The sequence below is a fragment of the Burkholderiales bacterium genome (assembly GCA_036262035.1).
Taxonomy (GTDB): Bacteria; Pseudomonadota; Gammaproteobacteria; order Burkholderiales; family SG8-41; genus JAQGMV01.
The window spans coordinates 175,993-196,662 of record DATAJS010000001.1; the positions used below are offsets into that span (position 1 = coordinate 175,993).

Here is a 20,670-nt window from a genome sequence, read left to right on the forward strand (position 1 = left end):
GCCAAGGACGCAAAGGAAAAGCGACGAGGCATCATCGCGTCGTCCCGGACGTGTGCCGTCAGGCCTGCACGATCCGGGACCCATTTTGACTTTGAACGAACATTCAAAATGGATCCTGGCCTTCGCCAGGACGACGCTTCGCGTCGCATGGATTCCCGCCTGCGCGGGAATGACGCATGTTGCGCGTTGCCGTTGAGGCTTCCGAACCTCATTCCACCTGCACCTTCGCGATCTTCACCACCTTGGCCCACTTCGCGAGCTCCAGCTTGATCTGCGCCGCGTATTCCGCCGGGGTCGTGCCCTCGGGCTCGAAGCCGAGCGCGATCAGTTTCTCCGACACCTCGGGTTTCTTCACGATTGCCGCGGTCTCCCGGTGCAGGCGGTCGATCAGCGCGCGTGAGGCGCGCGCCGGCAGCAGCACGCCGTAGGACGAGGTCACTTCGTAGCCTTTGACCGTCTCGCCTATCGTCGGCAGATCGGGCGCCGCGATGAGCCGTTTCGATCCGGTCACGCCCAGCGCACGGAGCTTGCCCGACTTGATGTGCGGCAGCGCGCCGGGATAGCCGGTGATGAGCATCTGCACCTGGCCGCCGATGAGATCGGTCAGCGCGGGTCCCGCGCCCTTGTACGGCACGTGGACGATGTCGATGGCCGCGAGCGCCTTGAAGAGCTCCCCCGCGAGATGCGCGGTCGAGCCGTTGCCCGCCGACGCGAAATTGACGCTGGCCGGCTTCGCTTTCGCGAGCGCGACGAGCTCGGCGGTCGTCTTCGCCTGCACCGAAGGATGGATGACGAGCGCGAGCTGGTTCACGCCGATGCGGCTCACCGGCGCGAAATCGCGCAGCGGGTCGTAGGGCACCTTCCGGAGGTTGGGCGAGATCGCGAGCTCGCCGTTGGCCATGATGGCGATGGTGTAGCCGTCGGGCTCCGCGCGCGCGAGCGTCGTCGCGGCGACCGTGCCGCCCGCGCCGCTGCGATTGTCGATGACGACCTGCTGCCCGAGCGCTTCGGACAGCGGCGGCGCGAAGAGGCGCGCGGTGACGTCGGCGGGTCCGCCCGGCGGATAGCCGACGAGCATGCGGATGGGCCTAGTGGGATATGGAGGCTGCGCGGCGATCGCATCTCCGGTGGTTTGGATCAGAACAAAGCTATTGACCGCCAAGGACGCAAAGGACGCCAAGGAAAAGCAAAACCTTTTTCTATGGCCGGTATGTCTTGGACTGGAGAGATATCGAATTCCTTTGCGTCCTTTGCGTCCTTCGCGGTTCATTGCTTTTATTTCTCTTGAAGTGATCTGTTCTCCGGCATCGTCATGAACGACTGCATCGCGTGCCAGAACTTGTGGCGGTTGATGCCGAGCGTGGCCGCGTGCGCGAGGCCGGAGACGAACACGAACTGCTTGTCCTTGCTCGGCAGCTTCGAGAAGAAATCGAGCAGGTCGGCTTCGGTCGCGATGCCGTCGTACTCGCCGCGGATGATGCACACGGGGCACGTGATCTTCGAAGGATCGACCACCGGCAGGTTCGCGCACATGTCGAGATAGGTGCCGGTCGGCACCGAGTCTCCCAGCGCGAGCTCGGCGTCCGCGAGCGCGTCGGCCGCGGCCATCTCGGACGTGCCGGGCTTGTCGCGGGTGAACATGCCGTGGATGAACGCGCGGTCGACCTTGCGCCGCGGGTTCGCGCGGTATTCGTCGAGGTTCTCGCGGCGCTTGGCGAGGGTCGGCGAGCCCGCGCCGGTATAGACGATCGCCGAGGCCATCAGCCGCGCGACGCGGCCCGGATTACGCTGCGCATAGAGGCACGCCCGCAGCGCGCCGGAGGAGCCGCCGTACATGAAGACGCGGCTGACGCCGGTCTCGCGCTGGACGATCCCCATCGCCGCGGCAAGATCGTCCGCGCCCGAGGCGATGTCCGAATTGCCGCCGGTCTTGTCCGAGCGTCCGTAGCCTTCGTGGTCGACGGTCCATACGTCGTAGCCGAGCCCGGCGAAGTGCGCCATCAGCGAATACTGCCGGCCGGGGACGTTCAGATCGAAGCTCGACCGGCCCGACGCCGACGAGCCGTGCACGAGGAAGAGTACCGGCAGCGCCGGCGCGGTCCTGTCGGGGGCGGATGCGCGCTTGCGGTAGACGTAGAGCTTCACGTCTCCCTTGTGCGCCCAGTATTCCTCGCTCCACGTCGCGCTGGTGCTGCCGACGAACTCGCCCATCGCCTCTCCTTCGGGAAGGCGTGGATTATCGCATCGGCGGTGCGCGCTCTACGGCGCGCGGGAACAGCGTGTCGGAGCCGGCGGGGACTGTTAGGCCGGCGCGCCGACCGGCACGACCGAGAGGTCGGCGCTTTCGCCGCCGAGGAAGTGCGGCTCGTAACCGTGCTTGCGCGCGTCTTCGAGGCAGTCGAAGAAGAGATCGAACGTGTGCTGCGAGCGCGTCCCGCGGTCTACCGCGGACCACTCCCAGACGTACCCGTGGCCGAACGCGACCTGCAGGGGATAGATCTCGCACGGCCGCAGCAGGCCTTCGATATTGATGCCGATGAATCGCGACTGCAGATCTTGGTCGTTCATGGGGTGCTGTCCTTGTAAAACAGCCGCGCGGCGGGCGCGGATCAGCCATTCGAACTGCAATGGCTGTGCCCGTGGGTCCGGTTCTTGTGCGATCGCCCGCCAGACTCGGCCAATTGCGATTCATTCCAAGGGGTTACGGCTGAGCTGGCGCGCCCGTTGCAGTGTCGGCGCCGGGCATGGCGGCGCACGGCATGCAAATGTTGCTGAAGACCGGGGGTCGTTCGGCACTATTCACCTAACCGTGCGAGCGGGGTGCGGGCGTTCCGTCCGGGGTCGTGAGCGGCGCGATCTCGGCGTCGCGCCACGCCCGCGGATCCTCCAGCGGCTCCAGGTGAATGGTGATCGTGGTGTTCGCCAGGCGCTCGCGAATGCGGGCCTCGATGCTTTCCGCAAGGTCGTGGCCGCTGCGCACGGTCCACGCGCCGGGCACCAGCACGTGCATCGACACGAAGCGCCGCGCGCCCGAGCGCCGCGTGCGCAGCGCGTGGTAGCGGATGCCGTCGCTGCAGTAGGCGTCGAGGATCGCGCGTATCGCCGCCTGCTCGTCAGCCGCGAGCGCGGTGTCCATGAGGCCCAGCACCGACCGGCGCAGCAGGTCGAGGCCGGTCCACACGATGTTGGCCGCCACCGCGAGCGCCACCGCGGGATCGAGCCAGCTCCAGCCGGTCACCGCGACCGCGCCGACGCCGACCAGCACGCCGATCGAGGTCCAGACGTCGGTCATGAGGTGGCGCGCGTCCGCTTCGAGCGTGATCGAGTCGTGCTGACGTCCTGCCGACAGCAGGATGCGGGCGACGGCGAAGTTGACCATCGATGCCACGAACGACACCGCGAGCCCCAGCCCCATCTGCTCGAGATCCCGCGGGTTCATGAGACGCTCGAGCGCCGCCCATGCGATGCCCACCGCGGCGAACAGGATCAGCCCGCCTTCCAGGCCGCTCGAGAAATACTCGGCCTTGTCGTGGCCGTACTGATGGTCCTCGTCGGCGGGACGCGCGGCGATCGTCAGCGCGATCAGCATCGCGCACGCGCTCACGAGATTCACCACCGATTCGAGCGCGTCCGACAGCAGGCCCACCGAGTCGGTGATCCAGTACGCGTACGCCTTGAGCAGGATGATCAGCGCCGAGGCGGCGATCGAAAGCCACGCGTAGCGGATGAGTGAGCGTCGTTCAGCCACCGGTTGAGTCGCCGCAGCTCGCCGCCGCGGACTTCGCGAAAACTGCCGCTTCGAGCATTTACCGTACCCCGAAGCGCGTCAAGAACTGCCGCGCGCGGCCGTAACCCCTCTCAGCCTGCCCTGAAAACGGGCCGTCGAGAGAGGTTTCCGTGAAATACGCCGCACTTTTGCTCCCCGTCCTGCTCGCCGCGCAAGGTTGCGCGACGACGGCGCCGGCCGTCCGTGAGGACGCACAGGCGCAGCGGTTCACGTGGACGCGCGGCATCGAGCTTCCGGCGTTCCGCGACCAGAACGGCATCTGCCACACCTTCTCACGCGACAACGAGACCGCGATGCACACGCTCGGCCAGCAGGTGAGGGCGTGCTTCGACGGCACGCTGCCGGTCGTTCCGACCAGAGCTTCGGTGACCGGCGAGGTCAAGGTCGCATGGCAGAAAGTCCCGGCCGAGCGCATCGACGATCTCTTCGCGGCGCAAGCCGCGCAGAGCGCGCTGCACGCGGCGGGGCGCCGCAAGGCCGCGTCGGTCTTCTCGGTCCACGGTTTCTATGTCTACCGCGGCGACACCTGCCACGTCGTCGTGTCCGACCACGTCGAGCACGTGCGCACGCTCGGCCACGAGTTCAAGCACTGCGTCGACGGCGAGTTCCACGACGAGCGCGGGCTCTGGAAGCACCGCGCGGGCTGAGTCCCGGCGGTTTTTTGCCTACACTCCCGGATGTCTTCGTCATCAGGGGAGTATGCATGGAATTCGACATCGACCGGATGCTCGCCACCGCGAGCGCGCTGCTCACCGCCTTCGGGCTGAAGATCGTCGGCGCGATCGTCGCGTGGATCGTCGGCCGCTGGCTGATCAGGCTCGGCGTGCGCGTCATGTCGGCGGGCCTTACGCGCCAGCACATCGACGCGACGCTCGTGCGCTATACGGGCAATATCGTCAATGCCGCGCTGACGATCGGCCTCATCGTCGGCCTGCTCGGCTACTTCGGCTTCGAGACGACGTCGTTCGCGGCGCTGGTCGCGGGCGTGGGCGTAGCGGTCGGCGCGGCCTGGGCGGGGCTGCTCGCGAACTTCGCGGCGGGCGCTTTCCTCGTCGTCCTGCGGCCGTTCCGGGTCGGCCATTACATCAAGGTCGCGGGCATCGAAGGCACGGTCACCGAGATCGGCCTCTTCGCCACCACGATCAGCACGCCCGATCACGTCGCGGTGTTCATCGGCAACAACAAGGTGTTCGGCGACACCATCCACAACTACTCGACGAGCCCGACACGGCGCGTCGAGCGCACCGCGCAGCTCGCGCACAGCGTCGACGTGAACGACGCGATCGCGCGACTGAAGGAGGCGGTGACCCGGATTCCGAACGTCGCCAAGACGCCCGAGCCGGTGGTCGAGATCGTCGACTTCACCAACCGCGGCCCGGTGCTCGCGGTGCGGCCGTACACCCACAACGACAACTACTGGCAGGTGTACTTCGACACGAACAAAGCGATCGTGCAGACGTTCGGCGACGCGGGCTATCCCATCCCCAGCGACGTGGTCGCGCAGTCGGCCCTGCCGAGGCCGGAGTCCGAAGCGCCGAAGCCGGCCTGAGCGTCGCGCACGATCAGCGAGCCTGCGCGTCGCCGCACATCAGAGGCGACTCGCTCTTGCCGTCCGCGGCGGCGCAGAGATCGGGCTCACGCGCCGCACCCGCGGCGTCGGCGCTCCTGAGGCTCGCGGTGTCCCCGATGTCGTGCTCGCTCACCTGCTGGAGGATCTGGCGCGTCTGCTGCGGGTCGCTGAGGAAGTCGGGCGTCGACGTGGGCCGCGCGTTGTAGACGACCTCGCGGCGGCCCGTGTCGTCGTACCACTGATAGAACGGCTTGGCCGCCGGATTGCCCTGGAGCCACACCGTCGGCAGCGCGCGACTGCCGTTCGGCGTCACCACGAAGAGACCCGGCACGTCGACGCGCAGCATGCCGGTGGTCTCGCTGCCATACAGACCGCCGCTCGCCGGACCCGTCAGCGTCAGCGCCGCCGGACCGTCGTACCCGGCGAACGCCAGCGGCGACATGATCGTCGCGCTGCCGTTGGTGAGGATCTGGCTCGCGCCGATCGCGATCTGCTGCGCGACCGCGTTCCGATTGAAGCTCACCACGTTGCCGTTCGCCATGAGCATCGCGAGCGGCGTGGCGTTGCCGACAGCCTGCAGATCGACGTTGCCGGTCGAGGCGTCGACTGCGAGGGTGCGGTTCGTCGCGCCGGCCGTCTCGACGCCGTTGGCGAACGCCACGTTGTTGCCCGTGGTGTTGATCGCGACGCTCTGGTCGAGGCGCACGTTGCCGCTGAAGCGCACCGTGCCGTCGCCGCCGTTGGTGACGTTCACGGTCTGCGGCGCCGAGCCGTTGAACACGATGGTGTTCGGGCCCGAGATCACGTCGAAATCGGCGAAGGCCGCATTGGCGCCGACGCTGCCGGAGAACGTGACGGTGCCCGTCGGCGCGTTGACGACCACCGTGCGGTTGCTCGCTGCGGCATCCGCGTCGAGCGCGCCGCCGAACGAGATATTGCCGGCGGTCGAATCGAGGCTCGCGTTCGCGCCGATGACGACCGGATTGTTGTAGGTCTGAGAGCCGGTCGTGGTCACCGCGCCGCCGTCGATCTGCGTGCTCGACGCGGTCGTGGTGAGCGATGCAAGCGCGTCTCCGTTGCCGCCGACCGCGCCGGCGAAGCGCAGCACGTTGCCCGAAGTGATCGTCAGCGCGCGCGGAGTCGCGGGCGATTCGAGCGTGCCGGCGAAGGTGATGCTGCCCGCCCCCGAGTTCAGCACGGTCGTCCCGGCGAGCGCGACGTTGTCGTTATAGGTCTGCGCGCCGCTCGTCGTGAGCGTGCCCGTAAGCGTCGTGACGCCGCCGTTGCCGGTCGTCAGGCTGCGGATGCCGGTGAACCTCGCGCCGTCGATCGCGGTCGTGCCGCTGAAGCTCAGGGTCAGATCGTTGTTCGCACCGTCGACATTGCCGCCGAACGTCGGCGTCGTGCCGGCCAGCGTGGTGTTGCCGGCGAGCACGACACTGCCTGAATAAGTCTGTATGCCGCTCGTCGTCAGCGCCCCCGTCAGCGTCGTCGGACCCGAGCTTGCGAGATCGCGGATCGCGGTGAAGCGCCCGCCGTCGATCGCGGTCGCGCCGTTGAAGCTCAGGGTCAGATCGTGGTTCGCACCGTCGACATTGCCGCCGAACGTCGGCGTCGTGCCGACGAGCGTCGCGTTGCCTGCGAGTAATACGTCATCGTTGTAAATCTGCGTTCCGGTCGTCGTAAGCGCACCGGTCAGCGTCGTCATGCCGCCGCCTGCGGACGTGAGATTGCGGATGTTGGCGAACCTCGCACCGTCGATCGCCGTCGTGCCGCTGAAATTCAGCGTGAGATCGTTATTCGCACCATCGACGGCGCCGCCGAACGTCGGCGTCGTGCCTGCGAGCGTGGTGTCGCCCGCGAGCGTGACGTTGCCGGTGTAAATCTGCGTGCCGGTCGTCGTCAGCGCACCCGTCAGCGTCGTCGCGCCTGCGCTCGAGAGATTGCGAATCGCGGTGAAGCGAGCGCCGTCGATCGCCGTGATGCCGCCGAAGCTCAGCGTGAGATCGTTGCCGGCGCCGGTGACGTTGCCGCCGAACGTCGTCGTGGTGCCGGCGAGAGTCGTATCGCCCGCTAGCGTGACGTTGCCGGCGTAAGTCTGCGTGCCGGTCGTCGTCAGCGTCCCTGTCAGCGTCGTCGCGCCTGAGCTCGCGAAATTGCGGATCGCGGTGAAGCGCGCGCCGTCGACCGCGGTCGTGCCGCTGAAGCTCAGCGTGAGATCGTTGCTCGCACCGTCGACATTGCCGCCGAAGGTCGGCGTCGTGCCTGCGAGCGTCGTGTTGCCCGCCAGCGTAACGTTGCCGCCATAGGCCTGTGCGCCCGTTGTCGTCAGCGCGCCCGTCAGCGTCGTCGCGCCTGTGCTGCTCAGGTCGCGAATACGGCCGAACTTCGCGCCGTCGATGGTCGTCGTGCCGCTGAAGCTCAGCGTGAGGTCGTTGTTCGCACCGTCGACGTTGCCGCCGAACGTCGGCGTCGTGCCGGCAAGCGTCGTACCGCCGGCCAGCGTGACGTTGCTGCCGTAGGCTTGTGCGCCGCTCGTCGTGAGCGCCCCGGTCAGCGTCGTCGGACCTGAGCTCACGATATTTCGGATCGAGCTGAAGCGCGCACCGTCGAGCGCGGTCGTGCCGCTGAAGCTCAGCGTGAGATCGTTGCTCGCGCCGTCGACATGGCCGTTGAACGTCGGCGTCGTGCCTGCGAGCGTCGTATTGCCCGAGAGCGTGACGTTGTCGTCGTAAGTCTGAGTGCCGCTGGTCGCGAGCACGCCGGTGAGCGCCGTGACGCCGCCGTTGCCGGCCGCCAGATTGCGGATGGCTCCGAAGCGCGCGCCGTCGATCGCGGTGAGGCCCGAGAAGTCGAGCGCGAGATCGTTGTTCGCCCCTGCCACGTTGCCGCCGAAGCTCGGCGTATCGCCCGTGAGCGTCGTGTCCGCCCCGAGCGTGAGCGCGCCGTAAATCTGGTTTCCGGTCGTGGTGACCGAGCCGCCGTTGAGTGCGGTCGGGCCGCCGTCGACCGTCAGCGAAGACAGCGGATTGCCGCTGCCGCCCACCGCACCGTTGAATGTCGTCACGCCATTCGTGGTCACGGTCAGGCTGCGCGGCGTCAGCGGCGACTGAACCGTGCCCGCGAAGGTCACGCTGCCGCCGTTCGCGATGACGGCTACGTCGGCAGCGAGTTGCGCGGCCGAGCCGATCGACACGGCGCCGTTGCTCGTCGTGAGGTTCCCCGCCAGCACCAGCGGATCGATGCCTGTGGTCATGAGGTCGATCGGCGCACCGGACGCGGTCGTGGTGAGCGCGCCGAGGGTCAGCGTGGATGGACTCGTGAGGAAGATGCCGTCCGCCGCCGTGGCGGTGAGCCGCCCGTTCACGTTGGTACTGCCGCCGAAGGCCGTGCCGGTCGTCACGTTCAGCCGTGACGCCGTGCCCGTGCCGATGCGCTGCGCGTTCAGCGTGATCGAGCCGCTCGTGGCGGCGCCGCCGCTCGCGACCGCGTTGCCCGTGCGGATCGAGCCCGCGCCGGCGATCGCGCCGTTGGCCAAAAGCGTGATGCCGCCGCTCGTCGCGTCCGTGCCGGGTACGCCGCTCGTGTTCACGTCGGCGGTGCCGACCGGACCGCCGACGGTGATAGCGCCGCCGGCGACGAGATCGTAGCCCTGGGATCCCGCCGCGCTGTTCGTGACGCCGCCGATCGTGTTCAGCGTAGCCGCGTCCATTTCATTGACGAACACCCCGCCGCTCACGCGGCTGCGCGCCGCGAGCGTCGCCGCGCTCGTGTTCACACGCCCGCCGGTGCCGGTGCCGACGCCCGTCGCGCTGTCGAGCACGACGCTGTTTCCGGTGATGAGACTGCTGCCGGAGATGCGTCCGCCGGTCGAGGTCAGCGTCACGTTGCCGAGCAACCCGCCGCTGGCGGAGCTGACCGGGTTCGGGATCGCGAGATCGCCTGCCGCGGTCACGGTGATCGCGTTGGACACCGCTGTCGGCACGTCGATGGACCCGAGCGTCAGCGCGCTGGCGTCGGTGAACGTCAACGACGCGCCGGGAGCCGATGCGCTCAGGGTGCCGACGTCGTTCTGCGCGTCGGTGATGTTGACGGCGCCGACCGTGTCGATCCTGAGCGTGCCCGAAGGCATGACGATACCGCCGGCAGTGCCGGTCACGCCGCCGGCGGTGGAGAGCTGGAGCGTCGACACGCCGAGGTTCACATCGCTGCCGATCGTGATCGCGCCCGAGTTCGTGCCGTCGAGTCGGCCGATGACGAGCTGCTCAGCGGTGACGCCGCCAAGCTCCGCCGCACTGAGCGACAGGCTCGTCGCCGAGTCGCCGCCGAGCAGGATCGGCCGATTCGCGCTGAAGTTGCGCAGCCTGACCGTCTGACCGGCGGCGCTGATCGTCCCCAACGCCATGCTGTCGGCGGTCAGTGTGGCGCCCGCCGTCGTCGTGAGCGGCCCGAGGTTGATGCCATCGCGGGCGGTTGCCTCGAGCGAAGCGGCGGTGGTCGCGCCGGCCACCGTCAGCGAACCATCGCCCGCCCTTATCGTCACCGGATGCGAGGCGCCCGATATGGACGACGTGAACGTCAACGAGGCGTCACGACCCAAGGGATTGTCAGTCGTCATCAGCACCGCCCGGCCCGCCGCCGCGCCGAGCACCACAGGCCCGTCGAAACGCACGCTGCCCGCGAGCAGCGCGTCGCCGAGGTCACGGTTCACCGCCACGGTGGTGCCATTGAAGTTAATCGTGCCGGCCGAGACGTTGAGCGCCGACAACGCACCGCCGGAGAGATCGCCGATGTCGCTCGCGAACGTGACGGTGCCCGAGCCGAGCGCGACACGCAGGTGTCGGCCATTGCCGAAACCGAACGGGGCCGGCGCCCTCACATTGCCGTTGAACGTCAGACCGGCGCCGCCGGTGCCGTTGAAGAAGACGCCGAACGCATCGATCTCCACCGTGCCGTCGAGCGTCGCGACCGTCGTCGCGGGGCCGGTGAAATAGGTGTTCTGCACCCCGCCCGCCACGCGGAACAGTATCGTGCCCGCCGCGACGTCGAAGTCCGACAGCGGGGCAGCCGCGGTGCCGACGTCGCCCGAGAATCTCGCCGTCCCGGTCCCTGCGGTAACGCCCAGCGACCGCGAAGTCGCATCGCGCGAAATGGGCGACAAGAACGTGACGCTGCTGTCAGCGGCTCCTGAGCGGTCCGTATTGACAACCACGTTCGCACCGAGCGTCACCGGCCCGGTGAACGTGATCGTCTGCGCACTCGCGCCGCCGTTGAGGTTGAACGTCGGCGCGTTGAGGTTGATCGCGCCTGCGGTGACATCGAGATCGGAAAGCGCAGCGGTCCCGCCGACGCTGCCGCCGAAGGTGACGGCGCCGCCGCCGGCGAGCACTTCGAGCTTGCGCGCCGCGCCGGCCGAATTCACGGTCGAGGCGAACGTGAGGCTGTGGTCGGTGCCGCTCGCGCGATCGGTGTCGATCTGCACGTCGGCGCCGAGCGTCACGGGGCCGCTGAGGGTCGACGTGAGTCCGCCGCTGCCGCCGTCCAGCTTGAGCTGCCCGCCGTTGAGCGCGATCGAGCCGGCGGTGACATTCAGCGCTGTCAGCGCGGTTGTCGAGCCGACATCGCCGCCGAACGTCACCGCGCCGTTGCCGCCCGCGACGGTAAGGCTGCGCGCCGTCGTGGCGCTGTTCACCGTTCCGCCGAAGGTGAGGTTGTTGCTCGCGCCGCTCGGACGTGCCGTGGTGAACGTCGCGTCGGCGCCCAGCAGCACGTTGCCGCCCCACGTCGACGTCGCCCCGCCGGCCCCGCCGCTGAGGTTCACCGTCGCGGCGTTGAGATTGATCGCGCCGCTCGTCGTCACGTCGAGCGCGGCGAGCGCGCCGTTGATGCCCGCACCGATGTTCCCGTTGAACGTGACCGGCGCCGAGCCCGCGTCGAGTGTCAGCGCGGCGCCGTTGCTCGCGTCGATCGTCGAACCGAAGACGAGCGCGTTGTCGTTCGCGCCCGCGCGATCGGTGTTGATCGAGACGTCGGCGCCGAGCGTGAGGGGACCGTTCAGCGTCACCGTCTGCGCGCCCGCGTTCGCGTCGTTCACGACGATCGGGCCGTTGAGTCTGATCGACCCGGCGTTCACATCGAGATCCGCGAGCGCCGCATTGGAGCCCGCGCCGACGCCGCCGCCGAACGTCACGATGCCGCTGCCGGCGTTGACGGTGAGCGTCCGGTCCTGGGTGCTGCTGTCGTCGGCGTTCACCGTCGACGCGAACGTGACGTTCGCGCCCACGCCCGACGAGGTGGTATCGACGCTCACGTTGGCGCCCAGCGTGACCGCGCCGTTCAGCGCAACGGCGTTGCTCGCCGTGACGATGTTCGCGTTGAGCGCGATCGGGCCGCTGTTCGTCGGCGAGATCGTGATCGACGCATTGTCGCTGCCGGTGATGTCGCCGTTCACCGTTACCGAGCCGCCGCGGATCGTCACCGGGTCGCCGAATGACACGGCATTCACGGTCGTGGCCGCGGTGCTCGTCGCGCGACCGAACGTGGTCGAGGCAAACCCGTCCTGAAGCTTGTTCAGCGTCGCCGTCGGCAGCGCGAGCGTGCCTGCGCCTCCGGCAATGCCCATCGTGACGGTATCGCCGGTCGGCTGAATGAGGAGCGTGCTGCTCCCGGTCACGTTGCCGGCGAGCGTGAGCGCGTTCGTCGTGAGCGTGAGCGGATGCGCGCCTGCGACGAGCGCGGGCGAGCCGTTGAAGAACAGCGCGCTGCCGCTGAAGAGCGCGGACGACCCGGCCGCACCGCCGAGGGTGACGGTGTTGTCGTAGGTCTGCGTGCCGCTCGTGCTGACACCGCCGCCGTTGACCGCGATCGCCCCGCCACCGTTGGTAGTGAGCGATGCGAGCGCAGCCGTGCCGCCGACCGCGCCGTCGAACGCGATCTGCGCGGGTGTGGTCACGGTGAGCGCTCTCGCCGTAGCCGGCGAATCGATGGTGCTCGAGAACGTCACCGTGCCGGCCATGCCCGGCGTCGCGGCGTTGCTGCCCGCCCGCGTGTCGATGACCACATCGCCGGCGAGGATCACCGGCGCGCCGAACGTGAGGTTCGCGCCGTTGCCGGCGGTGCCGAAGCCTATGTTCCCGTCGCCGCCTCTTGCGGTGATGTTCCCGCGCAGCGTGATCGACGCGGGCGAGCCGAACGCGATGTCACCCGCGGCGGCGCCGCCGGCGATGCTGTCCGATCCGCTGCCACTGGTGTCGATGTCCGAGACCGCTATGCCACCCGGTCCGCTGAACGTGACGTCGCCGCCGCGGGTCGCGGGCGCGAACGAGCGGATCGACTTCGTGGCGACCTTGCCGAGGAGGTCGATGCTCGTCGCGGCGGTGATCAGGACCGGACCCCGGACTCCGCTCGCGCTCGTCGTGATCGTACCCGCCGCGGTCGACGTGATCGCCCCGGCCGTGCTCTGCAGTGTGACCGCGCCGCCGTTGGTCGTCACCGCACCGTCGATCGCCATCGTGCCTGCGGAGATGACGTCGTACGCGGCCGCGCTCGCCGTGCCGTTCGCGACGCCGCCGACGGTTGCGAGCGTGACGCCGTCGGCTTCGCTGATGAAGACCCCGCTGCCGCTGCCTTCGGAGGAGGCGAACAGCGCGCGCGTGCGCGCCGCGAGCGTTCCCGCCGCGGTGCTCAGGCGGTTGACGTCGGTGCCGACAGCCAGGTCGGCGTCGAGCACCACCTGGGCGCCCGTCGCCGTGCCGGAGCCGGTGATCGCGCCGAATGCAGCCGTCGTGAGCGTGGTCGTCGAGCCCGCATTGCCGAGGGCGGCGTTGACGACGATGTTGCCGAAGACGTTGGTCGCGAGCGTCGTCGGTCCGGTGAACCCCGTGCTGTTCACCGCGCCGCCGACCGTGAGCATGCCGGTGGACGTCACGTCGTACGCACCGCCGCCCGCGGCCCCGTTGACGATCGAGCCGTCGACCGTGCCGAGCGTGACCGAGCCCGAATTGCCGACGAACACGTCGCCGGAAGTGCGCGTGCGCGCGGCGAGGGTCGCAGCCGACGTCGCGGCGCGCGTGCCCGAGCTTCCGATGCCCGTCAGCGCGTCGAGCACGACGGTCTCGCCGGCGATCACACCCGATCCGGTGATCGTGCCCTGCTCGTTGCCGCTGCCCGCGGTCAGCGTGACGCGCTTGCCGCCCGTCGGTGACGAGAACTCGCTCGCGCGCGATTCGACTTTCGATCCCGCGTTGAGGACCATGTTGTCGCCGGCCTGCAGCGTGACATTGCCTTCGCCCGCTGCGGAGCCGGTGGAGCGCACCGTCACGCCTGCGTTCACCGTGAGGTCGTCGCCGCTGCCGGCAACGTCGCCGGCGGTGATCGTGATGTCGCCGCTCTGGATGAGATCGCTCGCGATCGTGATCGGGCTGTGCGCGGTGAGCGTGAGCGCGCCGCTGCCGGCGCTGGAGCCGCTCGTGATGTCGGCCACGCTCCCGAGCGTGAGCGCGCCGGTATTGTCGATCGCAACGCCGCCGGCGCCCGAGTTGAGGAACGCGATGCGGCTCACCGCGGTCCGCAGCGGCGTCGCCGAAGAGCCGATGCCGTTCGCGGCACGCAGCGCAAGCGCGCTTGCAGTGATCAGCGGCGATGCGCCGGCGGCGTTGCCGATCGTATCGCCGGTCACCAGCGAGAGCGTGTTCCACGTCGCCGGCGAGCCCGCGATCGCTCCGCCGAGCGTGATCGGTCCCGATGTGGCCGAGCCGATCGTGAGCGCGCCCGTCGTCCTGACCTGACCGAGCAGCGTGCTCTCGAGCGAGAGCGGAGCGGGTTTGCCGCCGCCGGTTGCGCCGAGCACGATCGCGCTGTTGTCGATCGCCGGTGCCAGCGTCACGCCGGCATTGCCGGTGACGGTCCCGGTGAAGCTCATGCTGTTCGCGTAGAGCAATGCGCTCGCGCCGCCCGCATCGACGTTGCCGCTGCCGACCGTCAGTGCGCCCGCCGATGCGCGCAGCGTGACGTCGCCGGCGGTCGTGCTGATGCCGTTGGCCACGGCGATGGTGACTCCGAGGCTCGTCGTTGCGCCGAGGTTGCCGACGGTGAGGCCGCCCGAGTCCGCGTTCGTGAACGCGAAGCTCGACCCCGAGCCCGCCACGATACCGACGGTGTTGCCCGACTCATCGAGGGTGACCGCGGAATCGCCGAGGACCTTGAGCGTGCCGCCTGCGAGCGCGCTGCCGGACGTTTGCGAGATCGCACCGCCCGTGGACTTCAACTGGATCGCGCCCGCCGCGCCGCCGCCAAAGCCGCCGCCCGCGGACGCGTCGACCGAGCCGACCGAGATCGCGCCCGAGTCGTTGAGCACGGTGACGATGCCGCCGCCGCCCGCGCTGCCCGCGACCGGCGCGTCGCCGCCTTTCGCGTTGATCGCCGCGACCAGCGTGATGTCGCCCGCGCCGGTCGAGCGCACGAGCACGTCACCACCCGTGCCTGCCGCGGCGCCGCCGCTGTCGCTGCCGGCGGTCGTGATCGTGCCGTTCGCATCGGACGCGATCGCGCCGGTGCTCACGAGCTTCACCGTGCCGCCTGCGATGCCGAGCGTCGTGGGCATGGTATTGACCGCTGCGTTGATCGTGAGGGCGCCGGTGTTGTCGACGTCCAGCGCGCCGCCGTTGGTCGAGATACCGGTAGTGGTCGAGCTCGACGTGCCGTCGTTCGTCGTGAGCGTACCGATCGTGAGCGGCTGCGAGTTGACCAGCGTGACGGGCGCGGTCACCGCGCCCGCGAGCACCGTGACGTCGTTCGCCGTGCCGGCGAGATCGAAGCTCGTCGCCTGGCCGAGCAGGCGCAGCCCGCCTGCGGTGATCCTGCTTCCCGCGCTCTGCGTGACGCTGCCGCCGGACGCGTTGATCGTGACATCGTGGCCGGCGCCGCGGTCGTTGACGATCGTACCGTCGAGCGCAAGCGCGCCGCCCAGGCTGCGGACCAGGATGTCGCCCGCCATCGCCACGTTGCCGATCGTGGCGCCGCCGATCGAAACCGCGCTGCTCGAGCCGGCGCCGGCGGTGCCGGTGATGTCGATGTTGCCCGAGCTCGTGAGCGTGCCGCCGCTGAAGACGACGCCGTTGTTGCTGCTGCCGCCGCTGCCGCCGGTGCCGCGCAACGACACGCCGTTGCCGCTGATGGCGGTCGCGTTGAGCGAGACGCCGTGATTCGAGCTGCCGGTCGTGCCGCCCTGCCCGACGATCGAAACGCTGCCGCCGCTCGCATCCAGCGTCGCGCCGCTCAGGTTCACGCCGATCGCGGATACGCCGCCCGCCGCGCCGGTCACCGCGCCGGTCAGCGTGGTGTCGCGACCACCGAACGTGATGTCCCCGCCGCGCGTCAGCACGCTGGGCGCGCTGATCGCGGCGATGCCGCCGCCGGCCGCATCGTCGCTGTTGGCGTTGAACACGACGTTGAGCTTGTCGGTGCCGGCTGTGCCGCCGGACTGCTGGATCGTCGCGCCGATGAGCGTGATGTCGTCGGCGGCGTTGAAACGCACGCTTCCCGTGCCGGTGCCGGTGCGCGCGATCGTCTGGCCCGATGCGACGGTGATATCGGTCCCCGCGTTCATCGTCAGCGAGTCGATCACGCTGACGCCTGCGTTGATCGCCGCCGAGGCGCCGGTGATCAATTGCAGGTTCGGTGCGTTCACCGGTGCGATCGCCGAAGACACCGCCAGCGCTCCGGCCTCGCTGCGGCCGACGACGAGCATATTGGCGGTGACTTTGTTGAGCTCGGCGTTCGTCAGACCGAGCGTTCCCGCGGTATCGGCGCCGAGCGTGATCGCGCGGCCGGCGCTGAGCGTCCGCAGCGTCACGGTGTTGCCGACGTTCGTGATCCCGGTGACCGACGCGAGGCTCATGTCGTCGGCGGTCAGCGTGATCGGCGCAGCACCCGCCGTGTTCCGGATCTCGCTCGACCCGCCGCCTGTCGCGACGTCGATGCCGAGTGCGCCGCTGCCCGCGCCCGTGCCCGTGATCGAGAGCGCCGCAGCGCCCGACGACTGCACGGTAATGCCGCCGAGCAGGACGCCGCTGTTGTTCGTGCCGCTGCCGCCGCCCGTTCCGGTGATGCCGATATCACCCCTGACGGATGACACCGTTGCGCTGCTTTGCCCGGTCACGCCTTGGTTGCCGCTCGTCGCGCTCCCCGACGTGACGTTGCCGGTCAGCGTGATCGTTCCCGCGCCGGGATCCGCGCTCGTCGAAGTGACCTGCGCATCGCTGAGGAACACGCCGATGTTGTTCATGGTGCCGCCGTCGGCGGTCCCGTTGATCGCGATCTGCCCGGTGCCGCTGGTGCTCACCAGCGCGCTCGAGAAGATCGACACGCCATGGTCGGCCTGCCCGGCGCCCTTGCCCGTACCGGTGATTCCGATGTTGCCGCTGGCTGTAGTGATCGTCGTGCCGGAGCCGCCGATATTGACGCCGGGATTGCCGGTGCTGCCTGCACCGCCGGTCCCATTGAGCGTAATGCCGCCGGTGCCCGTGGAAGTGATGTCCGCGCCGCCTGCGAGCCGTATCCCGATCTGGTTCGCCGAGCCGCCGACGGCGCCGCCGGTGCCGGTGACCGTGATCCCGCCGGCGGCGGCTGTCGTCACGAGCGCGTTGCTCGTGATGTCTACGCCGTAGTTGTCCCGACCGGCCGTGCCGCCCGTCCCGGCAATCGTGATGCCGCCGTTCGCGGACACCGTCGAATCGGTCAGCAGCACGCCGTGGTTGTTGCCGTCCGAGCCCGACAAGTGCGAGCCGCCCTTGCCGAAAATGCCGACGCTGCCCGCGCCCGCATCGAGTGTCGCGAAGCTCAGGCGCACGCCTTCGCCGTTGGTTGCGTTGCCGGTCGCGACGTCGGTGACGGTATTCCCCGCCGCCGCACGCCCGCCGAGCGTGATGCTGCCGCCGTTCGACGTGAACGACACCGCGCTCCCGGAAATGCCGTTGAGCGCAACGCGCCCCGCGTCGTTCGCGTCGCTGTCGGCGTTGAGCACGATCGACAGCGCACCGGCGCCCGGCTGAATGGTCACACCGCTGTTGACGTTGATGTCGCCCGACGCATTGAGTCGCATCGTCGCCGCGCTCGAATTGCTCTTGGTGAACGTCTGGCCGCTCGCGATGGTGATGTCGCCGCCGCCGGCGTTCGCTGTGAAGTTTCTTCCGAAGCTTGCGCCGTTGAGCATCAGCGCGTTCGAGTCGACGATGCTGATGTCTTTCGCGCCGCTGTTGGCGAGCGTGACCGCGCCGTTGAAATCGTTGGCGGAGTCCGTCAGCGTGATCGAGTTCGCGCCGGCATTGAAGCTCGATGCGCCCGAGACGACGACGCGCGAGGTTTGCGTGATGTCGCCGCCTGTCGTGATCGTGAGGCTGCCGGCGGCCTCGACACCCGCTGTCGTCGTCGCGGTTTCAGCCACCTGACGCACGCTGTTCACGGTGCCGAACGCAAGGGCGTCGGCGTCGCGATAGGTCACCGAGCCACCGGCCGCGTTGATTGCGAGCGTCGACACGTTGTTGGAGCCGTTCGACAGCGAGAAAGCGGCGCCCGGCGTGTCGGACAGCAGGCGCAGGCCGCTCGCATTGATGAACCCGCTCACGCTGACCGAGCCGCCGCCCGAGGCGTTGAGGGTCAGGTTGCCGGTGGTGAGGATCGGGGATACCTCCGGTATCACGGGAAACACCGGGGCGTTGCCCGCGATCGACATACCGCTGCCCCCGAGGCTGCGCACCAGGATGTCGCCGGTCATCCCGGCCTTGCCGAGGGCGCCGAACTGTTCGATCCTCACGCCGAGCGAGTTGGCGCTCGTGCCCGTCACCGCGATGCTGCCTGCCTCCGCTTCGACGCGGTTCTGGTTCGACAAGGTCGCGCCCAAGAACCACACGCCGTAGTCTCTCGGGTCGACGCCGCCGGTGCCGCCGGTGCCTGTCAATGTGATGCCGCCTGCGCCCGCACCGGTGCTGGTGGAAAGGATCGACGCTCCCGACTGCACCACTATCCCGGCGTTGCCTCCCTGCGAAGAGCCGGCGCTACCGGCGCCGCCGGTGCCCGTGATCTGGATCGCGCCGGTGCCGGTGGTGGAGATCGTCGTATTGTCGTCGCTGACCAGCACGCCGACATTCGAAAGCTGATTCGAGCCGCCGGTCCCGAAAATCTTGATGCCGCCCGCAGCCGTGGTGATCGTCGCGCCGCCGAAAATCTGGACGCCGCGATTGGCGCCGTCGGACGATGATCCGCCCTGGCCGACGATGCTGATCTCGCCGTCGGTCGACGAGATGGCGGTTCCCGTAACGCTGACCCCGTTCGCCAGAATGCCGGCGCCGCTTCCGGCCTGGCCGGTGATGCTGATCGCGCCGCTCGTGGACTGGATCGTGCCGCCGGACGTGCGCACCCCGGGCACCACGTTGGGCGACGCGCCGGTAATGGTGATCTTGCCGGCGCCCGACGTGAGCGTGGAGTCGGTCATCAACACCGACCCCAGGGTAAGGTTGACGTTGGGGTCGGCATCGGGCGTCCGGGTGCCGCCGGTGAGCTGGATGTCGCCGCCGTTGGTCGCGATCGTCGCGGTATCGAGGGTGATCGCGCCGGCGCCGTCGGTGTCGTTGAAGCTGGAGAGCAGGGTCACCGTTTTTCCGGCCGCCTCGGTCAGTACCTTCGATCCGCTGAGCAGCTTGACGTTGTCGCCCGCGCGCAGCGTCAGGTTGCCGCCCGTCGATTTGACCGTTACCCCCGCGTTGACCGTGATGTCGTCCCCAGCCGCGGCCGACTCGGTCGCGTCGAGTGTCATGTCCCCGGCGAAGGTCGTATCCACGGCGAACGTCAGCGGGCTGTGCGTGCGCAGATTGAACCCGCCGTTGCCGGCATCGGAGCTCGTGATGCCGGCGACGCTCGTGACCGCCAGCGCCCCGTGGTTGTCGAGCGACACGCCGCCGGCGCCGGTGTTCATGAAAGCGATATTGCTGACCTGGCTGCGCACCGGAGCGTCGGGCGCGCCGATGCCGTTGACCGCGCGCAGCGCGAGCGAAGTCGCGGCGATGCTCGCGCTCGGATCGGCGTTGGCGTCGGCGATGCGGTCACCCGTGACGAGCGACAACGTCTGCCACGTGGACGACGAGCCGTGCACCGGCCCCGTCAGCGTGATCGAGCCGGACGAGTCCGAGCCGATCGCGAGCACGCCTCCGGTGATCACGTGGTCGAGCATCGGCTGCGTGATCGAAAGCTTGCCGGCAGCGCTCGCGCCGAGCGCGATCTCGGTCGCGTCCGACGGCGCGAGGATGACGCGGTCGGCGCCTTTGACCGTCCCGGTCAGCGCGAGATCGTTCGTGACGATCGACGCAATGCCGGCATCGACCGTCCCTGCGACGCGCGTGACGCCGGAATCGCCGCCTTCGAGATAGATCGCACCATTGCGCTCGACGGCGTTGCGCGCCTGCACGATGCCGTCGATGTTGAGCACGGTGTCGAGCAATGCATTCCGCGCAGCGGCGCTCATGATCACGCGACCGCCATCGGCGACGACGATGCCGTCGTGCGCGATCTTCGCCCCTGCGCCCGCTGCGTTCACCTTGAGGCTGAGCAAGCCGTCGCCATGGAAGTCGAGCACCATGTCCTGACCTGCGGCGAGGGCCACGGTGCCGTTGCTCGCGGTGAGCGTGCCGCTGTTGAACACCTGGTTCGCCAGCAGCGCGACATAGCCACGCTCGCCCGCCTTGATGGATGCGCCCTTCTCGATCGTGATGTTGCCGGCGGCGCCGCTGAAGACGTTGCGGCCCGCCATGAAATCGGCGTTGCTGATGTTCGCGGTCGACGCGACGAGCCCTGCGACGTCGACGCTCGCGCCTTTGGAGAACAGGATGCCGCTCGGGTTGATCAGGAACACCTGGCCGTTGGCCTGGAGGCTGCCGGCGATCGTCGACGGATTCGGGCCGACCACGCGGTTGAGCGCCACCGACGCCGCGTTCGGCTGGTTGAAGATCACCGCCTGGCCGACGTCGATCGAGAAGCCGTTCCAGTTGAGCGCCGCGCGCTGCGTCGACTGGTTGATGACCGTGGTGTTGGCGTCGGGCCGCTGCACCGTCGCGGCCCCGCCGACCACCTGCTCGCCGGTCGGTCCCGCATGGGCGAGTCGCACGCCGGGTCCGTAGGCGGCGATCAGCGCTGCGGCGACGGCGGCGGTGACGGGATTGAGGCGAGTGACGAGATTTGAACGCGGGCGTACGACGTTCGAAGACCAACGCGGCGACTGCTGCATCCTGACCCCTGCGACTTTTCTTTGAATCGTATTTACGCG

The 20,670-nt window shown here is 69.0% G+C and carries 7 protein-coding genes; 2 read left to right on the forward strand and 5 right to left on the reverse strand.

Translation table 11 applies throughout. The annotated features are described in order from the left end of the window. Window positions 1–208 precede the first annotated feature (208 nt). The 4 genes from VHP37_00765 to VHP37_00780 form a co-directional block, all read right to left on the reverse strand. Window positions 209–1,078 (reverse strand): tripartite tricarboxylate transporter substrate binding protein, encoded by an 870-nt coding sequence (locus VHP37_00765; protein HEX2824848.1) that lies wholly within the window; start codon window positions 1,076–1,078, stop codon window positions 209–211. A 197-nt stretch (window positions 1,079–1,275) separates the two neighbouring features. Next, entirely contained in the window at window positions 1,276–2,211 is a 936-nt protein-coding gene (locus VHP37_00770; protein ID HEX2824849.1) for an alpha/beta fold hydrolase, read from the reverse strand. Window positions 2,212–2,301: 90 nt separating this feature from the next. Continuing rightward, window positions 2,302–2,568: a hypothetical protein gene (locus VHP37_00775; protein ID HEX2824850.1), complete on the reverse strand. Its 267-nt coding sequence runs from the start codon at window positions 2,566–2,568 to the stop codon at window positions 2,302–2,304. A gap of 235 nt (window positions 2,569–2,803) precedes the next feature. Continuing rightward, window positions 2,804–3,748, reverse strand: coding sequence for a cation diffusion facilitator family transporter (locus VHP37_00780; GenBank protein ID HEX2824851.1), 945 nt, complete (start codon window positions 3,746–3,748; stop codon window positions 2,804–2,806). Between the two features lie 149 nt (window positions 3,749–3,897). Here VHP37_00780 and VHP37_00785 point away from each other — a divergent pair, with 149 nt between their 5' ends. Further along, window positions 3,898–4,434, forward strand: a complete 537-nt coding sequence (locus VHP37_00785) for a hypothetical protein (GenBank protein HEX2824852.1) — start codon at window positions 3,898–3,900, stop codon at window positions 4,432–4,434. 56 nt (window positions 4,435–4,490) lie between these two features. Continuing rightward, complete coding sequence (locus VHP37_00790) at window positions 4,491–5,336, forward strand: mechanosensitive ion channel family protein (protein ID HEX2824853.1); 846 nt, start codon at window positions 4,491–4,493, stop codon at window positions 5,334–5,336. A 13-nt stretch (window positions 5,337–5,349) separates the two neighbouring features. Here VHP37_00790 and VHP37_00795 read toward each other — a convergent pair whose 3' ends face one another. Next, a complete protein-coding gene (locus tag VHP37_00795; protein ID HEX2824854.1) occupies window positions 5,350–20,631 on the reverse strand; it encodes a filamentous hemagglutinin N-terminal domain-containing protein in 15,282 nt (5,093 codons plus the stop codon). Between the last annotated feature and the right edge of the window lie 39 nt (window positions 20,632–20,670).